We start from the raw sequence: 25,910 nt of genomic DNA, 5'->3' as shown, positions 1-25,910 counted from the left end.
CAAAGCAGGAGTTCGCGAGGACGTGAATCGATTCGCCATTCAGAGGAAACGATAACATGATTCCGATAGTCAGAAAGTATGTTCATGTTCTTGACATTTCAAAATTTCTCTTTATAAAATATGTAGAAAACTCATGGCAATAGCTTGAGTCAATTGCGTTGCTTTTATGGTCGACAATAATGGCGTAAGTCATTGAAAATGAAGGTTATATTTGTGCTGTGATATATAAAAGTGAGGGTTCGAATCCCTCCCTCACCGCCAAATTGTAAAAAACCGACCTGATGGTCGGTTTTTTGCTTTGGGGAAGAATCATCGGCTCATCTCGAAGAGAGAGGGAGAGATGCCTCGACGGGCTCGAGCAGAACAGCTGGCTGCGATGAATGGCCAGAGGCCGCCCCGAAGGGGTGAGTCACGCAGTGGCGAATTATCCCTCCCTCACAGCCAAATAAAGCAAAGGGCCCCGTCGCAAGACGGGGCCTTTTGCTTTATCCGATGATGGGTGGCTCGGTTCGAACCCTGTTAGACAGGCGGGCGTCAGGGAGGGGACAATCCCGACCGGGAAGCTCACTTCAGAAGGGACCACCCAGGTGAGTCCTTTTCACATCTCGCTCGGAACTTCGGGAGGCTGAGAACCCTCGCGGGGTTCGTGCAGAGTGGCTGGCTGCGATGAACGGCCGGGGGCCGCCCAGAAGGGATGAGCCACGCAGTGGCGAATTATCCCTCCCTCACCGCCAGGCTTTACCCTGAATGGTCTTTTGCTCTCAGCCTTTCCGCCGCCTTGTCCGTTGCTCTCGTTATCGCCTCAGTCTGGAGACATAGGGGATATTCCGGTACTTGTGTTCCCAGGGCAGGCCATAGCCGACCAACAGGTCATCGCTCGTCATTTCGTAGGCATAAAACTGCTCGGCGGGGATAGCCACGCGCCCCTGTTTGACAAACAGGGTCGCGATGGACAGCGAGCGTGGCGCGAACGCCTGCAGGTGCGCGACCAGCCGCTTCATTGTGCCGCCCGATTCGATGGCGTCGTCCATCAGGATGACGTCTCTGCCCCGGATGCCGACATTGTCGTGAAAGACGATGGGGGAGGCGTTGTGGCGCTCCCCCGGAGTGTGGGGGCAGGAGATATAGTCCATGGCGACATCAAAGCGCAGCGCCCTGACGACATCGGCGGTAAACAGCATGCCGCCCGGCACCACGGTGATCACCACCGCCTCCGTGAATCGCTCGTTGAGCCGCTTGGCGATGACCTCGACGCCGAGCGCAATGTCCTCGGTTTTCAATACCACCTCGCCGAAAACAGGGTTTCTCATGGCAGCTCCTGACAGGTTGTTGAAAGAGGGGTGGCCCGTGGTGCCAGCCGCACGCGTCTGCTGAGCAGCAGGGCCAGCACCATCAGCAAGACGACGCCGTGGAGGGCTGCCGGCAGACCGAAGGCGTCGGCGCCAAAGCCGACCAGGGTGGGGCCGGAGAGCACCCCGACATAGCCCAGGGTGGAGACGGCGGTGATCGCCAGGGCCCCCGGCATGAGCGACTGCTGGCCGGCCGCCGAAAACATGACGGGGACGATGTTGGAGCAGCCCAGGCCGATCAGCGCATACCCCAGCAGCGCCGTCTGCCACTGGGGCAGCGACAGGCTGAGCAGGAAACCCGTGACGGCGATCAAGGTGCCTGCTGTCACCACCACGCGGGCCCCCAGCCTGGCGACGGCGCGATCCCCGAGCAGGCGCCCCGTCGTCATGGCGATGGAGAAGAAGAGGATGCCCAGCCCCGCCGCGCTCGCCGGCACGGCGCGGTATTCGTTGAGGAAGATGCCGCTCCAGTCGAGCACTGTCCCCTCGGCCAGGAAGAACACGAAGCAGACGATGCCGATGACGACGACGGGCCCTCGCGGCAGGGCGAAGAGCGGCCCGCTGCGGGCGGTGGCGTCCGTCCTGTAGCCGGGGGCGTTCAGTACCAGCAGGGCCATGATCAGCAGCGAGGTTGCCAGGGTCGCGGCGATGGGGCCCATGCCGAGGGTGAGCAGCAGGGCCAGGATGAAGGCGCCGGCCATGCCGCCCAGGCTGTAGAAGCCATGAAAGCCGGACATGAGCGGCCTCTTTGCCTCCTGCTCGACGGCCAGGGCGTGGATGTTCATCGCGCAGCCCGTGGTGCCGACACTCATCCCGTAGCAGACCAGGGTGAGGGCCAGCAGCCAGGGAGAGCTTGCCAGCAGCAGGCAGGGCAGCAGTAGGGCGATGGCGGACACCGCCCCCACGAGCACCCGCTTGCACCCGACGCGGCTGGTATAGATGCCTGCGATGGGCATGCCAAGCAGTGCGCCGCCTCCGAGGCAGAGCAGCATGATGCCCAGGGTGGCGTCGCTTATCTGGGCGTTCAGTTTGACGAAGGGGATGATGGAGGCCCAGGCCGCCGTGGCAAAGCCCGAGCAGAAGAAGGTAGCTCGGGTGGCGAGCCGCTCACGCCGGGGCCGCCGGCTGGAGAGTGTGGACAACATGGGGTCTCCTTGAATGACAATCGAAGGAGGGGGGCTGTGCCTGGGATCCTCCGAGCGAGGAGGCCATGCTATGATCATTTAGATCAAATATGAACATAAATGATCTTATTTTTGTTTGTGTGTGTTCATTGTGGCGATATGATGACCTCGGTCAGAATGCATACATCCGAGGTAACAGCATGATCAAACTCATCATCACGGACATGGACGGCACCTTCCTCAATAGCAGGGGGGATTACAACCGAGCCCTGTTCGCCGAGGTGGTTGCCGCCATGGCGCAGCAGGGGATACATTTTGCGCCCTGCACGGGAAAACAGGTCGACCGGGTCGAGGAGCTGCTGGGGGCGCAGAGCGCCAATTTCTGGATCCTGGGAGACAGCGCCACCCGGATCAAGCACCAGGGTCGCTACGTCTATCAGTCGCTGCTGGACAACGCCCTGGGTCTGGTCATCATCCGTCGGTTGGAGCGTCTGCCGGGTGAGCACATCGTCATCGCCTGCACGGCGGCCTGCGCGGCGATCCGGGAGGAGGTGCCGGATCATCTGAAAGCCCTGGTGCGCCGCTCCTACACCCAGGTGCAGACGGTCGCCGATTTTGGCGATATCACCGCGGACTTTGTGAAGATCACCGTCTATGACGAGCAGGGCCGCTGCCTGGAGCTGCGGAGCCAGCTTGACGAGTTTGATGACGAGGCCTACATAGTGGCGTCCGACAAGCAGTGGATAGACATCGCCAATGCCGGCGTGCACAAGGGGACGACGGTGGCCAGGTTGCAGCAGCTGGTCGGCGCCGGTCGCCATGAGACCCTGGTCTTTGGCGACGGGCTCAACGACATCGAGCTGATGGAGTGCGCCGACTTCAGCTTCGCCATGCGCAATGGCCACGACGAGACCAAGGACGCCGCCAATTTCATCATCCGCTCGAACGATGAAGACGCCGTCATGCACACCATCTTGCAACTGCTCGCACTGCAGCGGCAGGGGGCGTGAGACGGGCCGGGCGATGATTGCCCGGCCATTACAAGGGAACACCATGGACAAGTATTCACCGGAGGAGCGACGCCTCCTCATTCTGGATCTGCTGGCCGCGCACCACAAGGTGATGGCGGCGGAGCTGGCGGAGCCGCTGGGCACCACGGAGGCGACCATCAGGCGGGATCTGCGCTATCTGGCCGATGAGGGGCGCTGCAAGCGCATTCACGGTGGCGCCATCTCCCTGTCGCCACAGACGGGGACCCTGACCGAGCGCAGTACCCAGCATGTAGCGGAGAAGCAGGCGCTGGCCGTGGCCGCCCTGAGCCTGGTCAAACCGAACCAGCTGATCTTCCTGGATGCCAGCAGCACCCACCTGCTATTGGCCTCCCTCATGCCGGAGCATCAGGGCCTGACGGTGGTGACCAACAGCCCGGCCATCGCCTGCCGGCTGCTGGAGAGACCCGGCATCAGGACCATCCTCCTCGGTGGCGAGCAGGATCCGCTGGTCGGCGGGGCCGTCGACATCACGGCGGCCGAGACCATCAAAAAGTTCCGCTTCGACCTCGGCTTCCTGGGGGTCTGCGCCTGGTCCTCGGATCTCGGCTTCAGCGCCGTGCATTACCAGGACAGCGAGTTCAAACGCCGGGTCGCGGAGCGTTCCGGCTCGCTGGCGGTGCTGTGCAATGACGACAAGCTGGAGTCCTTGGCCTCCTACCCCTATCTGCACGCCGCGGATCTCGACTACCTGATCTGCACCCGGCAGGACCCCGCCCTGCTCAAGGCGTTCGAAGGGGAGGGCTGCACCGTCATCACCGCCGGCTGACCCTGGGGCGGCGGCCGTATCAGAAAGCCGCGGCCGTGGAGCCCGGGCGCACTGCTCATCAGAATGAGCACGGCCCCCGTGGTATTCACGGCCGCGTTTCCCTGAATCGGGCGTGATAATCATCACGTTTCCCGCATTTACTTTTCGCCCTTCTCGATTGATTTGGTCCTTTTGTTACACTGCGTGACATCGTTACAAATCAGATTTATATCGACTCAGGGCGAACGGGAATGTTTAATAATCAATTGGTCTCCACGTTAAATACCTTTGAGTTTAAAGTTTATAACTATGTGATGAAACATCATCAGACGGTTATTTACATGACGATCAGGGAGCTGGCCGAAGCGAGCGATGTGTCAACCGCCACCATATTGCGCTTTTGCAAGAAAATGAATTGCAGTGGCTATGCGGAATTAAAAGCCTATCTCAAGATGAATGCCGAGAAGCGCAGTCAAATATCCGTTCCCCACGGAGCCAACGAGTTTCTCGCATTTTTCAAGAGCATCAACAACGAGGAGTTCGATGCCCTGATCCTGAACGCGGCGGAGCAGATCGCTGGTGCCGAGCGGGTGATCTTCGTGGGGGCCGGCACCTCGGGCACGCTCGGGCGTTACGGGGCGCGCTTCTTCTCCAACATTGGCAAGTTCAGCAACCACATCGACGATCCCTACTACCCGGTCAACACCGACATGTACAAGCAGGCGGTGGCGATCGTGCTCTCGGTCTCGGGAGAGACGACGGAGATCATCAAGCTGGCGGAGCAATTCCTGCTGCATCACTGCAAGGTCATCACCATCACCAGCGACAATAAATCCACATTGGCACAGATGGCGGATTTCAATATTTCATATCATGCGGCGAGAGTGGTGGTCGACAATGAATATGATATTACTACCCAAGTGCCGGTGATTTATATTATCGAATCCATTGGTCGCCAATTGGCAAAAACAATCAGCGCCGAGTTGTCACAGGGCGTGTCTTTTCCGTAACAAGTGACATCGTTGGGGATTTGTTATGCCGTGACAAGGTGAAATGCTTTCCCTACCATCCATTATCGAAATTTGCATGACGTCGATATTAATTAATACATGGCAGGGAAGAATAACTATGGCAATTAACTATGCGGATTCGGCGAAACAGATCGTCGAATTAATCGGTGGTGATGACAACGTGGTGAGCGTCACCCATTGCGCCACGCGCCTGCGGTTCGTCCTCAAAGAGACGGGGCGGGTCGACAAGGAGGTGCTGAAACGGGTGAAGGGGGTCATCACCGTCATCGAATCCAGCGGCCAGTTGCAGGTGGTGATCGGCAATCACGTCGGGGATGCCTACCGGGAGGTGCTGCGTCTGGTGCAGATCGACGAGGGCGCCGCGGTCAGCGCCCCCAGGGTCGGGCTCGTCAACCACCTGATGGACATCATCTCCAGCATCTTCGCCCCCTTCCTCTATCCGCTGGCCGCCTGCGGCGTGTTGCAGGGGCTCATCTCCTTCTTCGCCGCCATCGGCTGGATGGACGCTGGTAGCGGGACTTTCCGCATTCTCAACTTCGTCTCCTGGACCGGGTTCACCTTCCTGCCGGTGATGGTGGCCTTCACCGCCGCCAGGAAGTTCAACGTCAACCCCTTCACCGCGGTCATCGCGGCCTGTGCCCTGGTCTCGCCTGACTACATGAACATGCTGACCGCGAACAAGATCGTTCTGGCGAACTCCGCGGATCCGGCGGTCCAGGCGCTGATGCAGTCGGCCATGGAGAACCCGGCCATCAACGAGGCCATCGTCAACCTGACGGGGATCCCCCTCAACAGCGCGCCGCTCACCTTCTTCGGCCTGCCGGTACAATATCTGAGCTACACCGCGGCGGTGATCCCCATCATCCTGATGGTGTGGGCCATGTCGTATGTGCAGCGCTTCTTCGAGCGGATCCTGCCCGTGGTGGTGCGCAACCTCTTCACCCCCATGTTTTGCCTCGCCATCATGGTGCCGCTGACCCTGCTCGCGTTCGGCCCCATCGGCAACCTGATCGGTGGCGCCATCGGCGGCATCTACAACACCCTCTATCACCTGAGCCCCGCCATCGCTGGGTTCGTGGTCGGCGCAGTCTGGACACCGCTGGTGACCCTGGGCGTGCATTGGGGCATCACCCCGGTCACCGTCGGCAACTACGCCACCTTGGGCTATGACACCTTTACCGGCCTGCAAGCCTCCGCCGTGTTCGGCATCGCCGGCGCCGTGTTCGGGGTCTACTTCAAGGCCAAGGATCCCGAGCTGAAAAGCGTGACCCTCTCGGCCGGCGTGACCGCCCTGTTTGGCATCACCGAACCCGCCATCTACGGGGTGGCCCTGCGCTTCAAACGCCCGCTCATCTGCGGCTGCCTGGCCGGTGCAATCGGCGGCACGGTCGCGGGGGCCTTCAACGCGGTCTCCTGGAGTTACTGCATCCCCGGCATCGCCGTGCTGCCGGTGTTCTTCAAAGAGGGCCACATGGCGCAGTTCCTGGGCTTCCTGCTCTCCATCGGCGTGGCCTTTACCCTGGGCGTCATCTTCTCCTGGATGGCGGGCTTTCAGACCGATGCCGAAATAAGCCAACCCCAGCCGCTGACATCCAAAGCCGTATAAGGAGTGACAAGTCATGAAGAACGCATTGCCGAAAGATTTTATGTGGGGCGGGGCGGTTGCCGCCCATCAGGTCGAAGGGGGCTGGGATCAGGGGGGCAAGGGGATGAGCATCGTCGACGTGCTCACCAGCGGCGCCCACGGGGTGGAGCGCATCATCACCGACAAGATTGAAGAAGGCCATCGCTACGCCAACCACGAGGCGGTGGATTTCTACCACCGCTATCGGGACGATATCGCACTGTTTGCCGAGATGGGCTTCAAGTGTTTTCGTACCTCCATCGCCTGGTCGCGCATCTTCCCGTTGGGGGACGAGCTGGAACCGAACGAGGAGGGGTTGCGCTTCTATGACGATATGTTTGACGAGTTGCTGCGCCATGGCATCGAGCCCGTCATCACCCTCTCTCACTTCGAGATGCCCAACCACCTGGTGACGGCATACGGCGGCTGGAAGAGCCGCAAGCTGGTGGACTTCTTCGTGCGCTTCAGCGAGGTGGTGCTGCGCCGCTACCAGCACAAGGTCAAATACTGGATGACCTTCAACGAGATCAACAACCAGCGCAACTGGAAGGTCCCCCTGTTCGGCTACTGCTGCTCCGGGGTCATCTATCCCCAGGAGCCGAACCCGGAGGAGTGCATGTACCAGGTGCTGCACCACCAGTTCGTGGCGAGCGCCAGGGTGGTCAGCCTGGGCCATGCCATCAATCCGGACTTGCAGATCGGTTGCATGCTGGCCATGGTGCCGCTCTATCCCTACTCCTGCCACCCGGACGACGTCATGTATGCCGAGATCGCCATGCGCGAGCGCTTCCTGTTCGGGGATGTGCACATGCGCGGCCATTACCCCGCCTATATCCGCAGGGAATGGCAACGCAAGGGCTACCGGATCGCGATGGAGCCGGAGGACGAAGAGATACTGCGGGCGGGCTGCGCCGACTACATCGGGCTCAGCTACTACATGAGCAACGCGGTGCGGGCCCTGTGGGCCGGCACGGGCACCGCCCTGTCGGGCTTCGAGGGCAGCGTGCCCAATCCCCATGTGAAGGCGTCAGAGTGGGGCTGGCAGATAGACCCCGTAGGGCTGCGCTACACCCTGAACCAGCTCTACGGGCGCTACGAGAAACCGCTCTTCATCGTCGAGAACGGCTTCGGGGCGCGGGACGTCAAGAATGAGCAGGGCGAGATCGACGATGACTACCGCATCGCCTATCTACGAGCCCACATCGAGCAGATGAAGCTCGCCATCGTCGAGGACGGGGTGGAGGTGATGGGCTACACCCCCTGGGGGTGCCTGGACTGTGTCTCCTTCACCACGGGGGAGTACAGCAAGCGCTATGGCTTCATCCACGTGGACAGGCATGACGATGGTAGCGGCAGCTTCGCCCGCACCAGAAAGCGCAGCTTCGACTGGTATCGGCAGGTCATCGCCAGCAACGGCGAGACGCTCTGACCCGGCAGACCGAGTCGAGCTGGCCTGACAGGCCACGGTCATCGCAGCCTCCATCACGGCCTCCATCACGGCGTAGGAACCTGATGGAGGCTTTTTATTGGCGCGTTGTGTGGAAGGGAGAGGGGACGGTCCTGGTCGTGAGGGGGCTGGTGAAGGGAGCTCTATCGCCGCGAGAAGAGGGGAAAGAGGTAGGGAGCTGGAGGCGATCCATAAAAAACGCCCCGTTCCCGGGGCGTCGGGAACGGGGCGCCTGTAAGCGTCCTCAGGCGAGGTCGAAGCGATCCAGGTTCATCACCTTGGTCCAGGCCGCCACGAAGTCCTTCACGAACTTCTCCTTGGCATCCGTACTGGCGTACACCTCGGCCAGGGCGCGCAGCTGGGAGTTGGATCCGAACACCAGATCGACCCGGGAGCCGGTCCACTTGACCTTGCCGCTCTGGCGATCACTGCCTTCATAGACACCCGGGCTGCCCGCCGCCGGCTTCCACTCCGTGCCCATATCCAGCAGGTTGACGAAGAAGTCGTTGGAGAGGGTGCCCGGGGTGGCGGTAAAGACCCCGTGGCAGTTGCCCGCATTGGTGCCGAGCACCCGCATGCCACCTACCAGTACCGTCATCTCCGGCGCGCTCAGGGTGAGCAGCTGCGCCTTGTCGATCAGCATGGCCTCCGCGAAGCCCGCGCACTCGCCCGCGTAGTTGCGGAACCCGTCGGCGAGGGGTTCGAGCACGGCGAAGGAGTCGACATCCGTCTGGGCCTGTGAGGCATCCATCCGGCCGGGAGCGAAGGGCACCGTCACGGCGACACCGGCCAGCTTGGCGGCCTGCTCGACCCCCACGCCGCCTGCCAGCACGATGAGGTCGGCGAGGGATACCCGCTTGCCACCGGTGGCCGAGGCGTTGAAGGCCTGCTGGATCCCGTCGAGGGCCTGCAGCACCTTGGCGAGCTGGGCCGGCTGGTTGACGGCCCAATCCTTTTGCGGGGCGAGGCGGATGCGGGCACCGTTGGCGCCGCCACGCTTGTCGGAGCCGCGGAAGGTGGAGGCAGAGGCCCAGGCGGTCGACACCAGCTCGGCCACGGACAGGGAGGCCGCCAGGATCTTCTCCTTGAGCATGGCCACGTCCTTGTCATCGATCAGGGGATGATTGACGGCGGGGATGGGGTCTTGCCAGATCAGCTCCTCTTTGGGCACTTCCGGCCCCAGGTAGCGGGCGATGGGTCCCATGTCACGGTGAGTCAGCTTGAACCAGGCACGGGCGAAGGCATCGGCGAAGGCCTGCGGATCCTCGTAGAAGTGGCGGGAGATCTTGCCGAACTCGGGGTCGAAGCGCAGGGTCAGGTCGGTGGTGAGCATGGTCGGCTTGTGGAACTTGCCCGGGATGTGCGCATCGGGAATGATCTCGGGCGCATCCTTGGCCACCCACTGCTTGGCGCCGGCCGGCGACTTGGTCAGTTCCCACTCGTACTTGAACAGGTTCTCGAAGAAGTTGTTGCTCCACAGGGCCGGGGTCTTGGTCCAGGTCACCTCGAGGCCGCTGGATACGGTGTCTTTGCCGTGGCCGCTGCCGTAATTGCTCATCCAGCCGAGGCCCTGGGCCTCCAGGGGGGCGGCTTCCGGCTCAGGTCCCTTGTGGGATTCCGGCGCGGCGCCGTGGGCCTTGCCGAAGGTGTGACCGCCGGCGATGAGGGCCACCGTCTCTTCATCGTTCATCGCCATGCGACCGAAGGTGGAGCGGATGTCCTTGGCCGCCTCCATATAGTCGCCGCTGGCGTTCGGTCCTTCCGGGTTGACGTAGATGAGACCCATGTGGGTGGCGCCGAAGGGGGCGGTGAGCTCGCGGTCCCCCTTGACCCGATCCGGGTCGACCCCGAGCCAGGCGATTTCATCCCCCCAGTTCACGTCCTGATCCGGCTCCCACACGTCCGGGCGACCACCGCCGAACCCGAAGGTGCGGAATCCCATGCTCTCCAGGGCGACGTTGCCGGCGAGGATCAAGAGATCGGCCCAGGAGATCTTGTTGCCGTACTTCTGCTTGATGGGCCAGAGCAGGCGGCGCGACTTGTCGATGTTGACGTTGTCCGGCCAGCTGTTGAGCGGGGCGAAGCGCTGCTGACCGCGACCGCCGCCACCGCGACCGTCTGTGGTGCGATAGGTACCCGCGGCGTGCCAGGTCATGCGGATGAACTGGGGGCCGTAGTGACCGAAGTCCGCCGGCCACCACTCCTGGGAATCTGTCATCAGTTTGACCAGGTCTTTCTTGAGGGCCTGATAGTCGAGGCTCGCGAAGGCCTTGGCGTAGTCGAAATCCTTGCCCATGGGATCGGAGCTGGTGGAATGCTGGTGCAGCAGATCCAGCCGCAACTGGTTCGGCCACCAATCACGATTGGTTCTGCCGACGCCGGCGGTGTGGTTGAAGGGGCATTTGCTTTCTTCACTCATCTCGGTCTCTCCTTGGAGGGCATCTACATTGCTGACAACTTAGTATGGAAACATTTCCACCGGACGGTGGGGTACCATGAGGCTGTTTTCCTCTCGCCACGACGGGTGGATTTTCAATTACTCCTTGCTTTTCAATTGATTGATTGAATTTGATGGGAATGGATTACGAAAAGATGAATCACGGCCATCGAGTTTGGCGATCTGCCGTGACCCTGTTTCGGCGGGATCTGGGATCTTATTGATTTATTTATCTATATCATGGGCGCCAGCCCCGAAATTTGCGCTGTGTCATGGCATGCCGGGATCACGGGCTCTGGCTGGTGCTTTCGTCCATTTCTGTGACCCAGGCACTCGAGCCGCATCACCCGGCCTGACGACGGTATAAAGCGTAGAGGGATAATGGATAAAAGTGGGGAAAGGGGCCAAGACGGGCAGATTGCGCCTCCAGGAGGCGCCCCCAGAGAGTGAGAGATAGGGGAGCAAAGAGATAAAGAGGGGGGAAGAGAAATAGGAAAAAGGGAGAAGAGCGTAAAAACAAAAAGACCGGCACTGGGCCGGTCAAGGCGACACCGCAGTGTCGCATCATCAGGTTGTGGGCAACCTGGGGGAATAATGGGGTGGCTGATGGGGCTCGAACCCACGACAACCGGAATCACAATCCGGGACTCTACCAACTGAGCTACAGCCACCACTGAAATCTGCCGTCAATGTGCGCTTATTATAACGCCGCGACATTGATGGCGCGCCCTGCAGGATTCGAACCTGCGACCCACGGCTTAGAAGGCCGTTGCTCTATCCGACTGAGCTAAGGGCGCGTTGTATCAAGAAATCCGGAGGACTTCCCGATGAACCTGGTCGGTGATAAAGGATTCGAACCTTTGACCCTCTGGTCCCAAACCAGATGCGCTACCGGGCTGCGCTAATCACCGAAAATTCACTGTCCAGCATACCGGGGACGGTACGACTGGGCAACGGGCGGGCATCATACCCAAGCGCCAAAGTCAGCGTCAACGACTTTTTCCGCCAGTAAATTCAAGTGCCTACTTATTGCCCGTCAGGCGAGAGCTGCTAACACCCGCGCCAAAAAAATGCGACAATGCGCGCAGTTGAACACATGGTGAGTGAAGAACGATGTCTGCCAAAATCATTGATGGAAAACAGGTTGCGCAAACGATTCGCAATCAGGTCGCAGCGCAAGTCCAACAGCGGTTGGCTCAGGGGAAGCGGGCACCGGGTCTGGCGGTGATCCTGGTGGGGCTGGATCCGGCGTCCCAGGTCTATGTGGGCAGCAAGCGTCGTGCCTGTGAAGAGGTGGGCTTTGTCTCCCGCTCCTATGACCTGAGTGCCACTGCCACTCAGGAGGAGTTGCTGGCGCTGATCGACCAGCTCAACGGGGATCCGGAAGTGGATGGCATCCTGGTGCAGCTCCCCCTGCCGGCCCACTGCGACACTACCCAGGTGCTGGAGCGCATTCGTCCCGACAAGGACGTGGATGGCTTCCACCCCTACAACGTGGGTCGTCTGGCCCAGCGCATCCCGGCGCTGCGCCCCTGCACCCCCAAGGGGATCATGACTCTGATCGAGACCACCGGCGTCAAGACCCACGGTCTGCATGCGGTGGTGGTCGGGGCCTCCAACATAGTGGGGCGCCCGATGACGCTGGAGCTGCTGCTGGCCGGCTGCACCACCACGACCTGCCACCGCTTCACCCAGGATCTGGAGACCCAGGTGCGCCGGGCCGATCTGCTGGTGGTGGCGGTGGGCAAGCCCAACTTTATTCCGGGGGAGTGGGTCAAACCGGGCGCCCTGGTGATCGACGTGGGCATCAACCGCCTGGCGGACGGCTCCCTGGTGGGGGACGTGGAGTATGAAACGGCGCGCAATCACGCCGCCTTCATCACCCCGGTACCGGGGGGCGTGGGGCCCATGACGGTGGCCAGCCTGATGGAGAATACCCTGAGCGCCTGCCAGGACTATCACGACGCCTGAGCCAGTGTGTCGCCTGGGCGAACAGGGTCGGCGACATAGACAAGCAGACAAGAGAAAGGGAAGGCCTGGCCTTCCCTTTTTTATTGCGCGGCGCCTGTTGAGCGTGGCGACTGGGGTCAGATCAGGGCCAGGGCGGCGGCCAGATCGGCGATCAGATCGTCGGCATCCTCCACCCCGATGCTAAAGCGGATGAGATCGTCATTGACCCCGGCGGCGAGGCGGCTCGCCTCGTCCATGGCGGCGTGGGTGGTGCTGGCTGGATGGCAGGCCAGGCTCTCGAGATCCCCCAGGCTCACCGCCTGCACGAACAGCTGCAGGTTGTCGAGCAGGGTGGCGCAGCGCGCAAACCCCCCCTCCAGCTCGATGCTCACCATGCCGCCAAAACCGCTGGCGAAGGCGCCGAGGGCGTCGTGGCCAGGATGGCTCGCGAGCCCAGGGTAGATCACCTTCTTCACCGCCGGATGGGCGGCCAGGAAGTCGGCCACCTTCTGGGCGTTGTGCAGGTGGGCATCCATGCGCAGGGGCAGGGTCTTGACCCCGCGCTGCAGCAGGTAGGCCTCCTGCGGGCCTATGGGGGAGCCGATGTGCTTGAGGGCCACGGTGCGCACCGACTTCATCAGCGCGTGAGAGCCCGCCACCACCCCGGCGATGATGTCGCCATGACCGCCCAGGTACTTGGTGCCGCTGTGCATCACCAGATCGACCCCGAGCTCCAGCGGGCGCAGCAGATAGGGGGTGAGGAAGGTGTTGTCACAGACGGTGATGGCGCCCACCTTGCGGGCCGCCTCCACCACCACCCGGGGATCCACCACCTTGAGGGTGGGGTTGGTCAGGGTTTCGAACAGTACCACCTTGGTGGCCGGGCGGATGTTGGCCAGCAGATCCTGATCGCTATCGTAGGCGGTGATCTTGATGCCGGCACGGCTGAAGGTCTGCTTGAGAAACGCATCTGTGCCGCCGTAGAGGGGGCCGATATAGGCCACTTCATCGCCGCTGTCCGCCAGGGCGTACATGATGGCGCTCACCGCCGCCATGCCACTCGCCACCACCAGGGCCTCGTCTGCCCCCTCCAGTGCTGCCAGCTTCTGCTCCAGCTCGGCGGTGGTGGGGTTGCCAAAGCGGCTGTAGATGAAGCCGGGGGCCTGACCGGCGAAGCGCTCCTTGCCCGTCTGGGCATTGAAGTAGCTGAAGGTGCTGCTCTGGTAGAGCGGGGTGGTGAGGGCGCCGGTCTGGGGATCGATCCGCTGGCCGCTGTGCACGCTCATGGTCTTGAATTTCATCGTGTTACTCCGTCATTGCCAGGCCGTGGCCCAACTGCTTGTGTCATGGATTGGCGGGGCGCCGCGGCGTCCCGCCCTGTCATCAATATGGCAAATTCAGGCGGGCTCGGTCCGCACGCTACCTGCCGTCCGTTCACGGCCCTGCGCCATCGGGGCGCCATAGTGGCGGGCCGCCACATCCGGGTGGGAGCGCAGCCTCCCCTTGAGCACGTTCTCCCCCACCTGATAGAAGAGCGGGTTGGCGGGATCGCTCTGGGGTCCTTCGGCCAGTGCCGCCAGCTCGGGGGAGAGGCTAAGCAGTGGCACAGTCGCATCCAGCCTTGCCGCCATAAAGAAGGCGCAGGAGAGGCGCGATACCCCGGGCGGCGGGCTCACCACCCGGTGCAGGGTGGCCTTGAGGTAGCCGTCGGACGCCAGCTCCAGCAGCTCGCCGATGTTGACCACCAGGGCCCCCGGCACGGGCGGCGCCGGGATCCAGCCGTTCGCCGTCTCCACTTCGAGCCCGGAGTGTTCGTCCTGCATCACCAGGGTCAGGTAGCCGGGATCCTTGTGGGCGCCGACCCCCTGACCGCTACCACCCGCCTCGCGCCCCGGGTAGTGAATGAGCTTCATGTGCTGGTAGGGGGCACCGCGGATGCTCTCGTCGAACACCCCGGCCGGCTGCGCCAGCACCTCGGCGAAGGCGGCCAGCAGGGTGAGACTGATGTCGCTCAGCTTCTCCTGCCACGCCAGCAACTGCGCCTTCATCCCGGGCAGGGCGGCGGGCCACTGGTTGGGGCCGGTGAGCCGCTGCCAGGGCTGGGTCAGGGTGGCGGCGTCGAGGGCCGCCTCTTCGTTCATGATGTCGAACTGCTCCCGCAGATCCGGCCGCGCCCGGGTGAGTTCGGCCCCCACCTGGTTGTAGCCGCGAAAGTGGGGGGAGTGCACCATCTGCACCGCCAGCTTCTCCTGCGCAGGCAGGGCGAAGAAGCGGGCCGCGAGCGCCAGTGTCTCCCGCTGCGCCGATTCACTCAGGCCGTGGCCCACCAGATAGAAGAAGCCCACCTCGCGGGCCGCCTTGCCGAGCGTGGCCAGCATCTGGTTGCGCGCGTCAGGGGCGCCCTGGAGGGCGGCGAAATCGATGAGCGGCAGCGATGGGTATGTCATGGGCATCTCCTCATGTTCCGGGGGCGTGACCTGTCAGCACAGGGGCGCCAGATGGATTGAGGGTGATGCTACTGTTCGGTGTTATAAGTGCGAAACAATAAATTATTCTTAGTTATATACAAAATTCGAAATAGAATTCGATGCCCATTCGGGGTGGCGGCCAGAACGCGGCTCGGGCCCATCTTGGCCGAATGAGTTGGCCGAATGCACTGACCGAAGCAGTCGACCGTCTGGCGGGGGGCTCCCGAAGGCGGGGTCAGATAAGGGGCCCCGGGCGGCAAGATGGTAAGGGGACAAGGGCGGCCGGATGACCGAGCGACAGCACGCAAAGAGGGAGGCCCAGGCCTCCCTCTTTCTCATGGCGGGGCCAGGCCCCTGATTGGCGGCGATACCCCATCGCTTTGCCGCAGGCGGCTCAATATCCCAGGGTGAAGCGCTGGCGCAGGTGGGCCGGCTTTTCCGCCTCGTTCAGCACGCCGTCCGCCAGATCCCCGACCGTGATGCTAGCGGGTTTGTCTCCGTCAAACAGCACCTGATCGGAGCCGAGCCGGTAGCCGCCGCGCTTCTCGCCGGGTTCCAGGAACACGGGCGGGGAGACGAAGCGCCAGTCGAGGGCGGCTTCACGGCGAAGGGTGGTGAGGCCGTCGCGGGCCGCCAGGGCTCCCTGTTTCCACTCGGCCGGGAAGTCCGGGGTATCCACCAGCTGCACGCCGGGGGCGATCTCCAGGCTGCCGGCACCGCCGACCACCAGCAGCCAGCGTTTGGCCGCGACGGCGGCGGCCACGATGGCGCTGGCGCCCTTGAGGTACTGGTCGTAGATGTCCGGCACTGTCCAGCCCGGGTTGTAGGCGCTGATCACTCTATCGTGCCCCTCGATGATCCCGGCCAGGGCCTGGCTGTCCTGGGCGTCCACCGCCACCGCGGTGACCTGCGGGTGGGGGGCAATCTTGCTGATGTCGCGCACGATGGCGGTGACGTGGTGGCCGCGGCTGACGGCCTCCTGGAGGATGGTGGAACCGACAAAACCGCTGGCACCGATCAGGGCAATTTTCATGGGGATTCTCCTTCACTGTTGGAATGAGGCTATCCTACGCCCCCGGATGTGATTTAATAATCCACTATAAATTGCATTCACTTGTAAGCAAGGCTTCATAATGGATCAGCTCAGACGCTACGCCATCTTCGCCGCCGTGGTGGAGTCGGGCAGCATGACCGGCGCCGCCAAGGCCCTCGGCATGACCCCGTCCGCCGTCAGCCAGCACATCGGCCAGCTAGAGGGACTGCTCGGCCTGCCCCTGCTGCACCGCTCCACCCGCCGCCTCAGCCTGACCGAGGCGGGGGAGGTGGTGTGGCAGGGGTGCCAGTCCCTGCGCCAGACCCTGAACCAGACCGAGCTGCGCCTCTCGGAGGTGCGCGACAGCTTGCTCGGGGAGGTGCGGATCACCGCGCCCGTGGGGATGGCGGGGCAGCCGCTGGCGCGGGCGCTCTCACCGCTGCTGCAGGCGCACCCGGGCCTGTGCATCCAGATCATCGCCGACGACGGCAAGCGGGATCTCATCAAGGAGCGTATCGACGTGGCGCTGCGGGTCGGGACACTCGAAGATTCCACCCTGGTGGCCCGCAGACTGGGTCAGACCCGGATGCTGCTGTGCGCCTCGCCCGCCTATCTGGCGCGCAAGGGCACGCCGCGCACGCCGGTGGATCTGCTGACCCACGACTGGCTGGCCTCGGACATGCTGGGCGGGAGCCTGCTCCTGCTGGACGACAAGGGGCAACCCCACCGGCTCAGACCCAAGCCCAGGGTGCTGTGCAACAACGTGCTGCCCCTGCGCCAGTTCACCCTGGCGGGGCAGGGGATCTCGCTGCAACCCGAGGGGGAGATCGAGGAGGATCTCGCCTCGGGCCGCCTGCTGGCGCTGCTGCCGGGCTTTCAGGCGCCCGCCATGGAGATCCACGCCATCACGCCCCAGCGGGAGATCCCGGAGAAGGTGCGCCGGGTGATCAGCGCCCTGCGAAGCCACTTCGCCGAGCACGGCCAGAGCCGCGCCCAGTAAGCGGTAATGAAAAGGGGCGGCCGGGTTCCCCCGGCCGCCCCCGACGCCTCGCGCGGGCTTATTTCATGTAGAGGCCGCCGTTGATGGCCAGGGTTTCCCCCGTGATATAGGCCCCCGCTTCGCTGGCGAGGAAGGCCACGGCGGCGGCGATCTCCTCCGGCTTGGCCAGACGGCGCATGGGGATATCGGCCTTGATGCTGTCGAGCACGTCGGTGCGGATCGCCGCCACCATGGGGGTGGCGGTGTAGCCGGGGGCAATGGCGTTGACCGTGACCCCGAAGCGGGCCCCCTCCGCCGCCAGCGCCTTGGTGAAGCCCAGCATGCCCGCCTTGGCCGCCGAGTAGTTGACCTGACCGAACTGCCCCTTCTGGCCATTGACCGAGGAGATGTTGATGATGCGGGCATCGCGCTGCTCGCACATGGCGTCGAACAGCGGCTGGGTCACGTTGTAGAGGCTGCACAGATTGGTGTGGATCACCTCGAACCACTGATCCGGCGTCATCCGCTTGAAGGCGCCATCCCGGGTGATGCCGGCGTTGTTCACCAGCACGTCGACCCGTCCCTCCTCCTGCAGCAGTCGGCCCAGGGTCTCGCGGCACATGGCAGTGTCGGCCACGTCCAGCGCCAGCAGCCGCACCCGATCCGGATGATGCCCCTGGTCGTTGAACCACTCCCGCGCCGCCGCCGCGCTGGTGCTGGAGTGGGTGGCGACGATGCGATACCCCTGTTCCAGCAGGGCGGTGGTGATGGCGGTGCCGATGCCGCCACGGGCTCCGGTGATCACGGCAATTTTCTTCATCCTGGCTCTCCCTGGCATGTCGCGACGAAAGGATGCCCTGCACGGGCAATTGATAACCTTGTCCGTATCCACTGTGACAGGAGAAGGCGTCACTTTTGTGACGGGTTGGCGTGAGCCGCGCCCCTTTATCCGTCGCCGGCTCCCCCTTGCCGCGGGCAGGGCGGCCATGTTTAATGGGCGCTCTCATCCCGGCAGGCTGTGATCCGCACGCATCATGACACCGACACTTCCTCTTCCATCTCCCGGCCCGGCACCGGAGACCCATGCCCACTTCACCCGCATCGAGCGGGTGCTGGACTACATCCACGCCAACCTGGATCAGCCGCTCTCCCTGGAACAGCTGGCGGAGCAGAGCTGCTGGTCCCGCTGGCAGCTGCAGCGGGTGTTCCTGCACGAGACCGGCCAGACGGTGGCCCACTACGTGCGCGAGCTCAGGCTGAGCCAGGCGGCAGAGGCCCTGCTCTCGACCCGGCAGCGGGTGCTGGATCTGGCGCTCGGCCATGGTTTTGGCTCCGAGGTGAGCTTCAGCCGCGCCTTCAAGCAGCAGTTCGGCTGCTCGCCGCTGGCCTATCGCAAGCGGGGGCTGCGGCTGGGGCTCTCCCTGCCGCTGGCCCGGGCCCAGACAGCGCCGATCCTTAACCCGAAATGGGTCCAGGTGCGGGTGGAGAGCCGTCCGGGCTTCGTGCTGCACGGGGTGAGGGGGACGATCCGGGGGCTGTTTGCTCCGTCGCCGGACTTTCAGCAGACGGTGCCCGCGATCTGGCGCGCCCTGCGCGAGGCGGGGGGCCTGGGTTCGTCCGGCGAGCTGCTGGGGGTGGTGGATGTGTCGACGGCGGGCGAGGCGTTGCTGCCCTACTGGGCCGGGGTTCCGGCGGGGGAGGAGGAGGTGATGCCCGCAGGCCTTGCACGACTGCGGGTGCCGCCCCAGGAGTACGCGGTCATCACCCATGTGGGGCCCATCGACGAGCTGGCCCGGACCCTCACCTGGTTCATCCTGCACTGGCTGCCCACCTCCGGTTACCGGGGCCTGGACGGTTTCGAGCTGGAGCGCTACCCCACGGAATTCGACGGCCGACAGGTGGATGCCCGCATGGAGTACTGGCTGCCCGTCGCCCCTTGCGGGGGAGCTTGAGCGCCTGTTTGTGCCTCTCCTGCCGGCGTCATCAGTCTGTTCCCCCGAACCCAAGGCGTGCTGGTGCCGAGACCGATAGCCATTTGAACTCACCAGCGCCGTTCGTTGCCAATGAGTCTTGTCATTTGAGACTGACTTCCTCCTGATCTCTCTGCGTTTCCCGCCAACATGCCCCAAATTGTTAATTCCGGGGCGAAATAGAACAATAAAATGCAAATGATATTTGTTACTATTCACACGCAGTTGGCAGTCGAGGATCAGATGCAACTTGTTCACCCCCCATTGACCGTGGTCGCCGCGACCATCTCCACCCTGTTGTCCGGTGCCGTGTTGGCCGCCCCCGCGAGTCAGGAAGCGGCGCGCGCCGACGAGACCCTGACCGTGCTCGGTCAGACCTATCGCAATACCGCGACCAAGAGCCGGCTCGACCCCGTCGAGACACCCCAGGCGATCTCGGTGGTGGACGGCGAGACCCTGGAGCAGCGGGGCGTGAGTTCGGTGAGCGAGGCGCTGCGCTACGTGCCCGGGGTCAACACCGAGCTGCGCGGTGGGGCCGTGAACCGGCTGGATCTGTTCAACATCCGCGGCTTTGACAACTACCAGAACTTCTATGACGGCCTGCTGCTGCAGTACAACGAGTGGAACCTGCAACCCCAGATAGATCCGGTGGCCATCGAGCAGCTGGAGGTGTTCAAGGGGCCGACCTCGGTGCTCTATGGCAGCATGCCGCCGGGCGGCATGGTCAACCTCATCGCCAAGCGCCCCCAGCGGGAGGCCAGCCACAGCGTGAGCCTGGCGAGCGGCACCGGCGATCTCAAGGAGATGACCCTGGACAGCACGGGGGCCATCAACGACAGGCTTGCCTACCGGGTGGTGGGGCTGGCTCGCCAGAAGGAGGGGCAGGCGGTGACCTCCGAAGAGGAGCGCTACGTTTTCGCACCGTCCCTGGACTGGCAGCTCGGCGAGCAGACCCTGCTGAACCTCAACCTCTACTACCAGAAAGATCCCGAGGCGGGTATCTACACCACTGTGCCCGCCAGCGGCTCGGTCAAGATCAATCCCCTGGGGCAGCTCGGCAGCGACACCTTCCTCGGGGACGAGAACTGGAACGAGTACAACCGTGAGGTGACTCTGGTCGGCTACAAGCTGAGCCACGACTTCAACGCGAGCTGGCAGGTGCTGCAGAATGCCCGTTACATGGATGCGTCCGCCTATCAGCGCAACACCTACAACGCGGCCCTGGGGGCGGACAACCGCACCCTGGCCCGCAATGCCTATCTCACCGATGAGGACTCCCGCGGTTTCGTCATCGACAACCAGCTGGCGGGCAAGGTGCAGACCGGCGCGGCCCAGCACAACCTGCTGCTCGGGGTCGACTACCAGTACCTGGATGCCCACGTGCTCTACCGGGATACGCTCGACTACTCGGCGCCCGCCATCGACATCTTCAATCCGGACCACAGCCAGATAGTGCCCGGGGCGCTCACCTTCAACTATCAGGATAAGAAGGTGATCCGCCAGTCCCAGAGTGGCGTCTATCTGCAGGATCAGGTGCGCCTCGACCGGCTGGTGGCCATCGGCGGTGCCCGCTACGACCGCTACCGGATGGACACCGACAGCCGGACCCTCTATCAGGGGGCGGACAGCCAGTCCCTGGCCCAGATCGATCAGGACAACCTCTCCTTCCGCCTGGGGGCGCTCTACGAGCTGGATAACGGCCTCTCGCCCTACGTGAGCTATGCCGAGAGCTTCGAGCCGGTACCGGGGGCAGACAAGAATGGCAAGGCGTTCAAGCCGGCCACCGGTCAGCAGTGGGAGGGGGGGCTCAAGTTCCTCTCCGAGGACATGAGCAAGACGGCCACGCTCTCCGCCTTCCACATCACCAAGGAGAACGCCCTGGTGACGGATCCGGACAACGTCTACGGGCCCAAGCTGCAGACCGGGGAGACCGTCTCCCGGGGCATCGAGCTGGAGGGGCGCGCCGATCTCACCAGCAGGCTGGACCTGACCGCCAGCTACACCCTGATGGACATGGAGATCACCCGGGACACCACCAGCCTGCAGGGCAAGACCCCGGTCTGGGTGCCAAGGCAGATGGCGTCGCTGTGGAGCAACTACCAGCTGGGGGGCAGCCTTGAGGGGATGCGGGTGGGCACCGGCCTACGCTACGTGGGGGAGGCCGAGATCGATGCCGCCAACACGGGCAAGGTGCCGGACTACCTCCTGATGGACATGTCCGCCTCCTATGAGCTGGCCGCCCTCAGCGCGAGCCTGAAGGGGGTGGGGGTGTCACTCAGCGCCAGCAACCTGTTCAACAAGACCTACTACTCCTGCTATGACCAGAACAACTGCTGGTTCGGGGCCGAGCGAAGCGTGGAGGCGCGACTCAAATACGCATTCTGACCCTGCGCCCCGGGCCGCGTCCGGGGCATTCACCCTTCGGCGGCGATGGCCGCGAGAGCGCCCGGCAGCGCGGCCTCGGCGCGCTGGCGCTGCATGGCGAACATTCCCGGGCGGCGGAGCACGACGCCCTGTTTGCAGCCGCGGCTGCGCTGATCCCTTCCCTCAAGGGGCAAGGGCGGGTGGCGGGCAGTCAGCCCCCGCTGCTGACGGCGTCCGCGTGCAACACCCCCGGCGAGGTGGCGGTGGCCCTGCATGATCACTGGCGGCAGGCACACCCGGAGGCGGGCCCGGCCTACTGGCTGACCCGCAGCTGGGGCATGCTCTGCTGGCAGTCCATCTATCTTGCCATGGTGGCGGTTTACCGGCACAAGGCCGTGCCCGCGCTGGACAGGCTGGGACAGTGGTATGAGGCGGGGCTGGTGTCCGGCTTCTGCCTGCCCCTGGAGCCCATGATCAAGGGAGAGGTGGAGACCCTGATCGCAGTGGCGGGGGAGCGGCTGCAGGCCCACTGGCAGGGACTGCTCGCGCTCGTCGGGGAGGGGCAGCGGCTGCGGCCCGGCTTCGTGCGCCCGCTCCTGGCCGACGATCTGCTGGCGGCCCTGGTGCGGGTGCCCGAGTTCTTCGGGGAGGTGCGCCGGGAGGCGGTCGCGGCCCACGCGCCACTCTGGCTCGCCGCCTGCGGCCTGCCTGACGAGCATCTGGCGGGCTGGCGCCCGGCCGCCTTGCCCCTGGATGGCCTCCCGGGCTATGTGCGCCAGCGCTGCTGCCTGCACTACAAGCGTCGGGACGGGGATCTCTGCGGCAACTGCCCGAGGCGGCAGGGGGCCGTGAGCTGTTCAGAGGGGTGATGCCCGGGAGTGGATCCCGGGGAATCATTGGTATGAGAGCCGCCCTGGGCGGCTTTTTTCATGCCTCCTGCGGCGCGCTTCCCATCCGGGTGCGAATGCGCTCGAACAGGCTCTGCAGGCAGGCCTGATCCCGATCGGCGGCCCGCACCGCGCCATACATATGGCGGCGCACGCCCTCTCCGAGCGGGCGCGCCTCGAGCAGCCCCTGGCGCACGAACTCGTCGCTGGCCCAGCGGGGCAGGGCGGCGACCCCGAGGCCAGCGGCGGCCATCTGCAGCATCACAGAGGTGTTGTCCACCGGCTTGCAGCGGGCGGGCTCCACCCCGGCCGGCTGCAGGAAGCGGCTGAACACGTCCATGCGGGCGCGCTCCACCGGGTAGACCAGCAACACCTCCTGGCGAAGATCCTCCGGCACTATGGTGCGCCGCTGGCAGAGGGGGTGATCCGGTGCCATCACCAGGGTGAGATCGAAGGCGAACAGGGGCTCGAAGTGCAGATCCCCGCGAGCCTGCACGTCGGAGGTGAGCAGCAGATCGAGCTGGCCGCCGAGCAGGGCGCTGATGGCGTCAAAGCCCGGCACCGACTCCACCTCCAGATCCACCCCGGGCCACTGGCGGCGAAAGTCCGGCAGCAGCGGCAGCAGCCACTGGATGCAGCTGTGGCAGTCCAGGGCCAGGTGCAGCCTGCCCGCGTCGCCGCTGTGCAGGGCCTGCAACTGGCGCTCGGTCAGCGCCAGGGCGGGCAGCACCTGACGGGCCAGGGCGAGGAGATGCTGCCCCGCTGCCGTCAGCACCAGGGGGCGGCTCTTGCGAAGAAACAGCTCCAGGTTGAGGCGGGTCTCCAGCTCCTTGAGCTGATGGGAGAGGGCGGACTGGGTGAGGTTGAGGGTGAGCGCCGCCCCGGCCAGCGACCCCTGCTCGGCCAGGGCGCTGATGGTCTTCAGGTGTTTGAGATCGATGCCCGGATTGCTGCTTGCAGGGTTGTTGGACTGGTTGGGCACACCCATGGCACTGCTCCTTTGTGCGTCAGTTGAGAAATTCTTGAGAGCCAGTTGAAGAGGATTCAATAGCCAAGGCCACCTTATCTCGTCATTCTGGATGTGTAAACATCTGGATGGCCAAATCATCCAGTTTCCCATCAGATGAATGAGCATAAGGAATTGGACCTATGACACGAGCACACACCCTGGGCTTCCCCCGTATCGGCGCCAAGCGCGAGCTGAAATTTGCCCTCGAATCCTACTGGCGTGGCGAGACCACCCAGGCCGAACTCGTTGCCGTGGGCAAGAGCCTGCGTGAGCGTCACTGGCAGGCACAGCGCACCGCCGGGGTCAACCTGCTGCCGGTGGGCGACTTCGCCTGGTACGATCAGGTGCTGGGTACCAGCCTGCTGGTGGATGCGGTGCCCGCCCGTCACCGCCACGGCGACACCGATCTCGACACCCTGTTCCGGGTGGCCCGTGGCCGTGCGCCGACCGGCCCCGCCGCCGCCGCCGCCGAGATGACCAAGTGGTTCAACACCAACTACCACTACCTGGTGCCCGAGTTCAGCCGCGATCAGCGCTTCAAGCTGGGCTGGAGCCAGCTGTTTGACGAGGTGGAAGAGGCCAAGGCCCTGGGGCTGCCGGTCAAGGCGGTGCTGCTGGGCCCCGTTTCCTACCTCTGGCTCGGCAAGGAAAAAGAGAGCGGTTTCTCCCGTCTCGAGCTGCTGGAGCGCCTGCTTATCGTCTATCAGGAAATTTTGGCGAAACTGGCCGCTCAGGGCGTGGAGTGGGTACAGATCGACGAGCCGGCCCTGGCCCTGGATCTGCCGGACGAATGGCGTCTGGCCTACCTCAAGGCGTATGAGCGCCTGAGCGGTCCCTGCAAGCTGCTGCTCACCACCTACTTCGGCTCTGTGGCCCATCAGCGCGACATCATCACCAGCCTGAAGGCGGACGGCCTGCACCTGGATCTGGTGGCGGCCCCCGAGCAGCTCGAGACGCTGGTCCCGCACCTGCCGGCCCAGTGGGTGCTCTCGGCTGGCGTCATCAACGGCCGCAACGTCTGGCGCGCCAACCTGGCCAGGCTGGCCCCGACCCTCAAGGCACTGAAAGAGAAGCTCGGCGAGCGCCTCTGGGTCGGCTCCTCCTGCTCCCTGCTGCACAGCCCGGTGGATCTCACCCTGGAGCACGAGCTGGATCCCCAGACCCGCAGCTGGTTCGCCTTCGCCCTGCAGAAGTGCTATGAGCTGGGACTGCTGGCGGACTATCTGGATGGCGGGGATCTGGACAAGATTGCGGCCTACAGCCAGCCCATCGTCGATCGGGAGTCCGACAGCCGGGTGCACAAGAAGGCGGTGCAGTCGCGCCTGGCCAGCCTCACCAACAGCGACTTCAGCCGCCAGAGCGTCTACCCGGTGCGTGCCGAGGCCCAGCGCGCGGATCTCAAGCTGCCGCTCCTGCCCACCACCACCATCGGCTCCTTCCCGCAGACCGCCGCGATCCGGGGGCTGCGCCAGGAGTGGCGTGCCGGTCGCATCGACAACGGTGCCTACGAGGCGGGCATCCAGGCCCAGATCAAGGATGCCATCGAACGTCAGGAGGCCATCGGGCTGGACGTGCTGGTACATGGCGAGGCCGAGCGCAATGACATGGTGGAGTATTTCGGCGAGCTGCTGGACGGCTTTGCCATCACCCGCTTCGGCTGGGTACAGAGCTACGGCTCCCGCTGCGTCAAGCCGCCGGTGATCACCCGTGACATCGACCGTCCGACCCCCATGACCCTGGCCTGGACCCAGTTTGCCCAGAGCCTGACCGAGAAGCCGGTGAAGGGGATGCTGACCGGTCCCGTGACCATCCTCTGCTGGTCTTTCCCGCGGGAAGACGTGAGCCGCGAGCAGTCCGCCCTGCAGATTGGCCTGGCCATTCGCGACGAGGTGGCGGATCTGGAAGCCGCCGGCATCAAGATCATCCAGATCGACGAGCCGGCGATCCGCGAAGGGTTGCCCCTGCGCAAGCAGGATCACCAGGCCTATCTGGACTGGGCGGTGCGGGCGTTCCGCCTGAGCGCGAGCCCTGTGGTGGACAGCACCCAGATCCACACCCACATGTGCTACAGCGACTTCAACCTCATCATCGAGGCGGTGGCGGCACTCGACGCGGACGTCATCACCATCGAGACCAGCCGCAGCCAGATGCAGTTGCTCGAGGCGTTCGAGCGCTTCAACTACCCCAACGAAATCGGGCCGGGCGTCTACGACATCCACTCCCCGAACGTGCCGAGCCAGGGCTGGATTGAGGATCTGATCCGCAAGGCCGCCAAGCAGATCCCGGCGGACCGGCTCTGGGTCAACCCGGACTGCGGCCTCAAGACCCGCGGCTGGGATGAGACCACCGCCGCCCTCAAGGTGATGGTCGACGCGACCCGGGCACTGCGCGCCGAGCTGGCCTGACGGCCCTGACTGGCCCGGTGAAACACCGGGGCACGG

At 64.0% G+C, this 25,910-nt stretch carries 19 protein-coding genes, 3 tRNA genes and 1 pseudogene; 12 read left to right on the top strand and 11 right to left on the bottom strand.

Annotation, left to right across the window (positions count from 1 at the left end; genetic code table 11):
• The first annotated feature begins 160 nt into the window (after window positions 1-160).
• Window positions 161-261: pseudogene (locus tag I6L45_RS17750) on the top strand.
• A gap of 533 nt (window positions 262-794) precedes the next feature.
• Here I6L45_RS17750 and I6L45_RS17745 read toward each other — a convergent pair.
• On the bottom strand, window positions 795-1,310 hold the full coding sequence (locus I6L45_RS17745) for a phosphoribosyltransferase (RefSeq protein WP_216982814.1): 516 nt from the start codon (window positions 1,308-1,310) through the stop codon (window positions 795-797).
• Window positions 1,307-2,494: an MFS transporter gene (locus I6L45_RS17740; protein ID WP_216982813.1), complete on the bottom strand. Its 1,188-nt coding sequence runs from the start codon at window positions 2,492-2,494 to the stop codon at window positions 1,307-1,309. Before I6L45_RS17740 ends, I6L45_RS17745 begins: the two co-directional genes overlap by 4 nt.
• A gap of 179 nt (window positions 2,495-2,673) precedes the next feature.
• On the opposite strand from I6L45_RS17740, the gene I6L45_RS17735 reads away from it, so the two are divergent.
• From I6L45_RS17735 to I6L45_RS17715, 5 genes are all read left to right on the top strand, one after another.
• Window positions 2,674-3,483 (top strand): HAD family hydrolase, encoded by an 810-nt coding sequence (locus tag I6L45_RS17735; RefSeq protein WP_216982812.1) that lies wholly within the window; start codon window positions 2,674-2,676, stop codon window positions 3,481-3,483.
• A gap of 43 nt (window positions 3,484-3,526) precedes the next feature.
• Complete coding sequence (locus I6L45_RS17730; RefSeq protein WP_216982811.1) at window positions 3,527-4,291, top strand: DeoR/GlpR family DNA-binding transcription regulator; 765 nt, start codon at window positions 3,527-3,529, stop codon at window positions 4,289-4,291.
• A 230-nt stretch (window positions 4,292-4,521) separates the two neighbouring features.
• On the top strand, window positions 4,522-5,280 hold the full coding sequence (locus tag I6L45_RS17725; RefSeq protein ID WP_216982810.1) for a MurR/RpiR family transcriptional regulator: 759 nt from the start codon (window positions 4,522-4,524) through the stop codon (window positions 5,278-5,280).
• A gap of 118 nt (window positions 5,281-5,398) precedes the next feature.
• On the top strand, window positions 5,399-6,907 hold the full coding sequence (locus I6L45_RS17720; protein ID WP_216982809.1) for a PTS transporter subunit EIIC: 1,509 nt from the start codon (window positions 5,399-5,401) through the stop codon (window positions 6,905-6,907).
• A 13-nt stretch (window positions 6,908-6,920) separates the two neighbouring features.
• A complete protein-coding gene (locus tag I6L45_RS17715; RefSeq protein WP_216982808.1) occupies window positions 6,921-8,354 on the top strand; it encodes a 6-phospho-beta-glucosidase in 1,434 nt (477 codons plus the stop codon).
• A gap of 262 nt (window positions 8,355-8,616) precedes the next feature.
• On the opposite strand, the gene katG is transcribed toward I6L45_RS17715, so the two are convergent.
• From katG to I6L45_RS17695, 4 genes are all read right to left on the bottom strand, one after another.
• Window positions 8,617-10,791, bottom strand: coding sequence for a catalase/peroxidase HPI (katG, locus tag I6L45_RS17710; protein WP_216982807.1), 2,175 nt, complete (start codon window positions 10,789-10,791; stop codon window positions 8,617-8,619).
• Between the two features lie 613 nt (window positions 10,792-11,404).
• A tRNA-His gene (locus I6L45_RS17705) sits at window positions 11,405-11,480 on the bottom strand.
• A gap of 49 nt (window positions 11,481-11,529) precedes the next feature.
• Window positions 11,530-11,606, bottom strand: a tRNA-Arg gene (locus I6L45_RS17700).
• Between the two features lie 37 nt (window positions 11,607-11,643).
• Window positions 11,644-11,720, bottom strand: a tRNA-Pro gene (locus I6L45_RS17695).
• Window positions 11,721-11,922: 202 nt separating this feature from the next.
• Between I6L45_RS17695 and folD the strand changes: the two genes are divergently transcribed.
• The gene (gene folD, locus I6L45_RS17690) at window positions 11,923-12,780 is read left to right on the top strand and encodes a bifunctional methylenetetrahydrofolate dehydrogenase/methenyltetrahydrofolate cyclohydrolase FolD (protein ID WP_043760043.1); all 858 of its coding nucleotides are present in this window, start codon (window positions 11,923-11,925) and stop codon (window positions 12,778-12,780) included.
• A 116-nt stretch (window positions 12,781-12,896) separates the two neighbouring features.
• On the opposite strand, the gene I6L45_RS17685 is transcribed toward folD, so the two are convergent.
• From I6L45_RS17685 to I6L45_RS17675, 3 genes are all read right to left on the bottom strand, one after another.
• Window positions 12,897-14,060, bottom strand: coding sequence for a PLP-dependent aspartate aminotransferase family protein (locus tag I6L45_RS17685; protein WP_216982806.1), 1,164 nt, complete (start codon window positions 14,058-14,060; stop codon window positions 12,897-12,899).
• Window positions 14,061-14,156: 96 nt separating this feature from the next.
• Entirely contained in the window at window positions 14,157-15,206 is a 1,050-nt protein-coding gene (locus I6L45_RS17680) for an isopenicillin N synthase family oxygenase (RefSeq protein WP_216982805.1), read from the bottom strand.
• Between the two features lie 415 nt (window positions 15,207-15,621).
• Entirely contained in the window at window positions 15,622-16,260 is a 639-nt protein-coding gene (locus I6L45_RS17675; protein WP_216982804.1) for an NAD(P)-dependent oxidoreductase, read from the bottom strand.
• A gap of 100 nt (window positions 16,261-16,360) precedes the next feature.
• Between I6L45_RS17675 and I6L45_RS17670 the strand changes: the two genes are divergently transcribed.
• A complete protein-coding gene (locus I6L45_RS17670; protein ID WP_216982803.1) occupies window positions 16,361-17,260 on the top strand; it encodes a LysR family transcriptional regulator in 900 nt (299 codons plus the stop codon).
• Between the two features lie 58 nt (window positions 17,261-17,318).
• Here I6L45_RS17670 and I6L45_RS17665 read toward each other — a convergent pair whose 3' ends face one another.
• Window positions 17,319-18,059 (bottom strand): SDR family oxidoreductase, encoded by a 741-nt coding sequence (locus I6L45_RS17665; protein ID WP_216982802.1) that lies wholly within the window; start codon window positions 18,057-18,059, stop codon window positions 17,319-17,321.
• 214 nt (window positions 18,060-18,273) lie between these two features.
• Between I6L45_RS17665 and I6L45_RS17660 the strand changes: the two genes are divergently transcribed.
• The 3 genes from I6L45_RS17660 to I6L45_RS17650 all read left to right on the top strand — a co-directional run bounded on the left by I6L45_RS17660 (window position 18,274) and on the right by I6L45_RS17650 (window position 22,442).
• Window positions 18,274-19,191, top strand: coding sequence for a helix-turn-helix domain-containing protein (locus I6L45_RS17660; RefSeq protein WP_216982801.1), 918 nt, complete (start codon window positions 18,274-18,276; stop codon window positions 19,189-19,191).
• Between the two features lie 261 nt (window positions 19,192-19,452).
• The gene (locus I6L45_RS17655) at window positions 19,453-21,594 is read left to right on the top strand and encodes a TonB-dependent siderophore receptor (protein ID WP_216982800.1); all 2,142 of its coding nucleotides are present in this window, start codon (window positions 19,453-19,455) and stop codon (window positions 21,592-21,594) included.
• Window positions 21,595-21,677: 83 nt separating this feature from the next.
• On the top strand, window positions 21,678-22,442 hold the full coding sequence (locus I6L45_RS17650) for a siderophore ferric iron reductase (protein ID WP_216984239.1): 765 nt from the start codon (window positions 21,678-21,680) through the stop codon (window positions 22,440-22,442).
• Between the two features lie 58 nt (window positions 22,443-22,500).
• Here the strand turns inward: I6L45_RS17650 and I6L45_RS17645 are convergent, their stop codons facing one another.
• Window positions 22,501-23,448 carry a LysR substrate-binding domain-containing protein gene (locus I6L45_RS17645; RefSeq protein ID WP_216982799.1) on the bottom strand — a complete coding sequence of 316 codons (948 nt, stop codon included), beginning with the start codon at window positions 23,446-23,448 and terminating at the stop codon, window positions 22,501-22,503.
• Between the two features lie 161 nt (window positions 23,449-23,609).
• On the opposite strand from I6L45_RS17645, the gene metE reads away from it, so the two are divergent.
• Entirely contained in the window at window positions 23,610-25,874 is a 2,265-nt protein-coding gene (gene metE / locus I6L45_RS17640; protein WP_216982798.1) for a 5-methyltetrahydropteroyltriglutamate--homocysteine S-methyltransferase, read from the top strand.
• Window positions 25,875-25,910 lie beyond the last annotated feature (36 nt).

It is taken from the genome of Aeromonas sp. FDAARGOS 1415 (genome assembly GCF_019048365.1).
GTDB classification, from domain to species: Bacteria; Pseudomonadota; Gammaproteobacteria; order Enterobacterales; family Aeromonadaceae; genus Aeromonas; species Aeromonas taiwanensis.
This window is presented reverse-complemented; position numbering and strand designations above follow the sequence as displayed.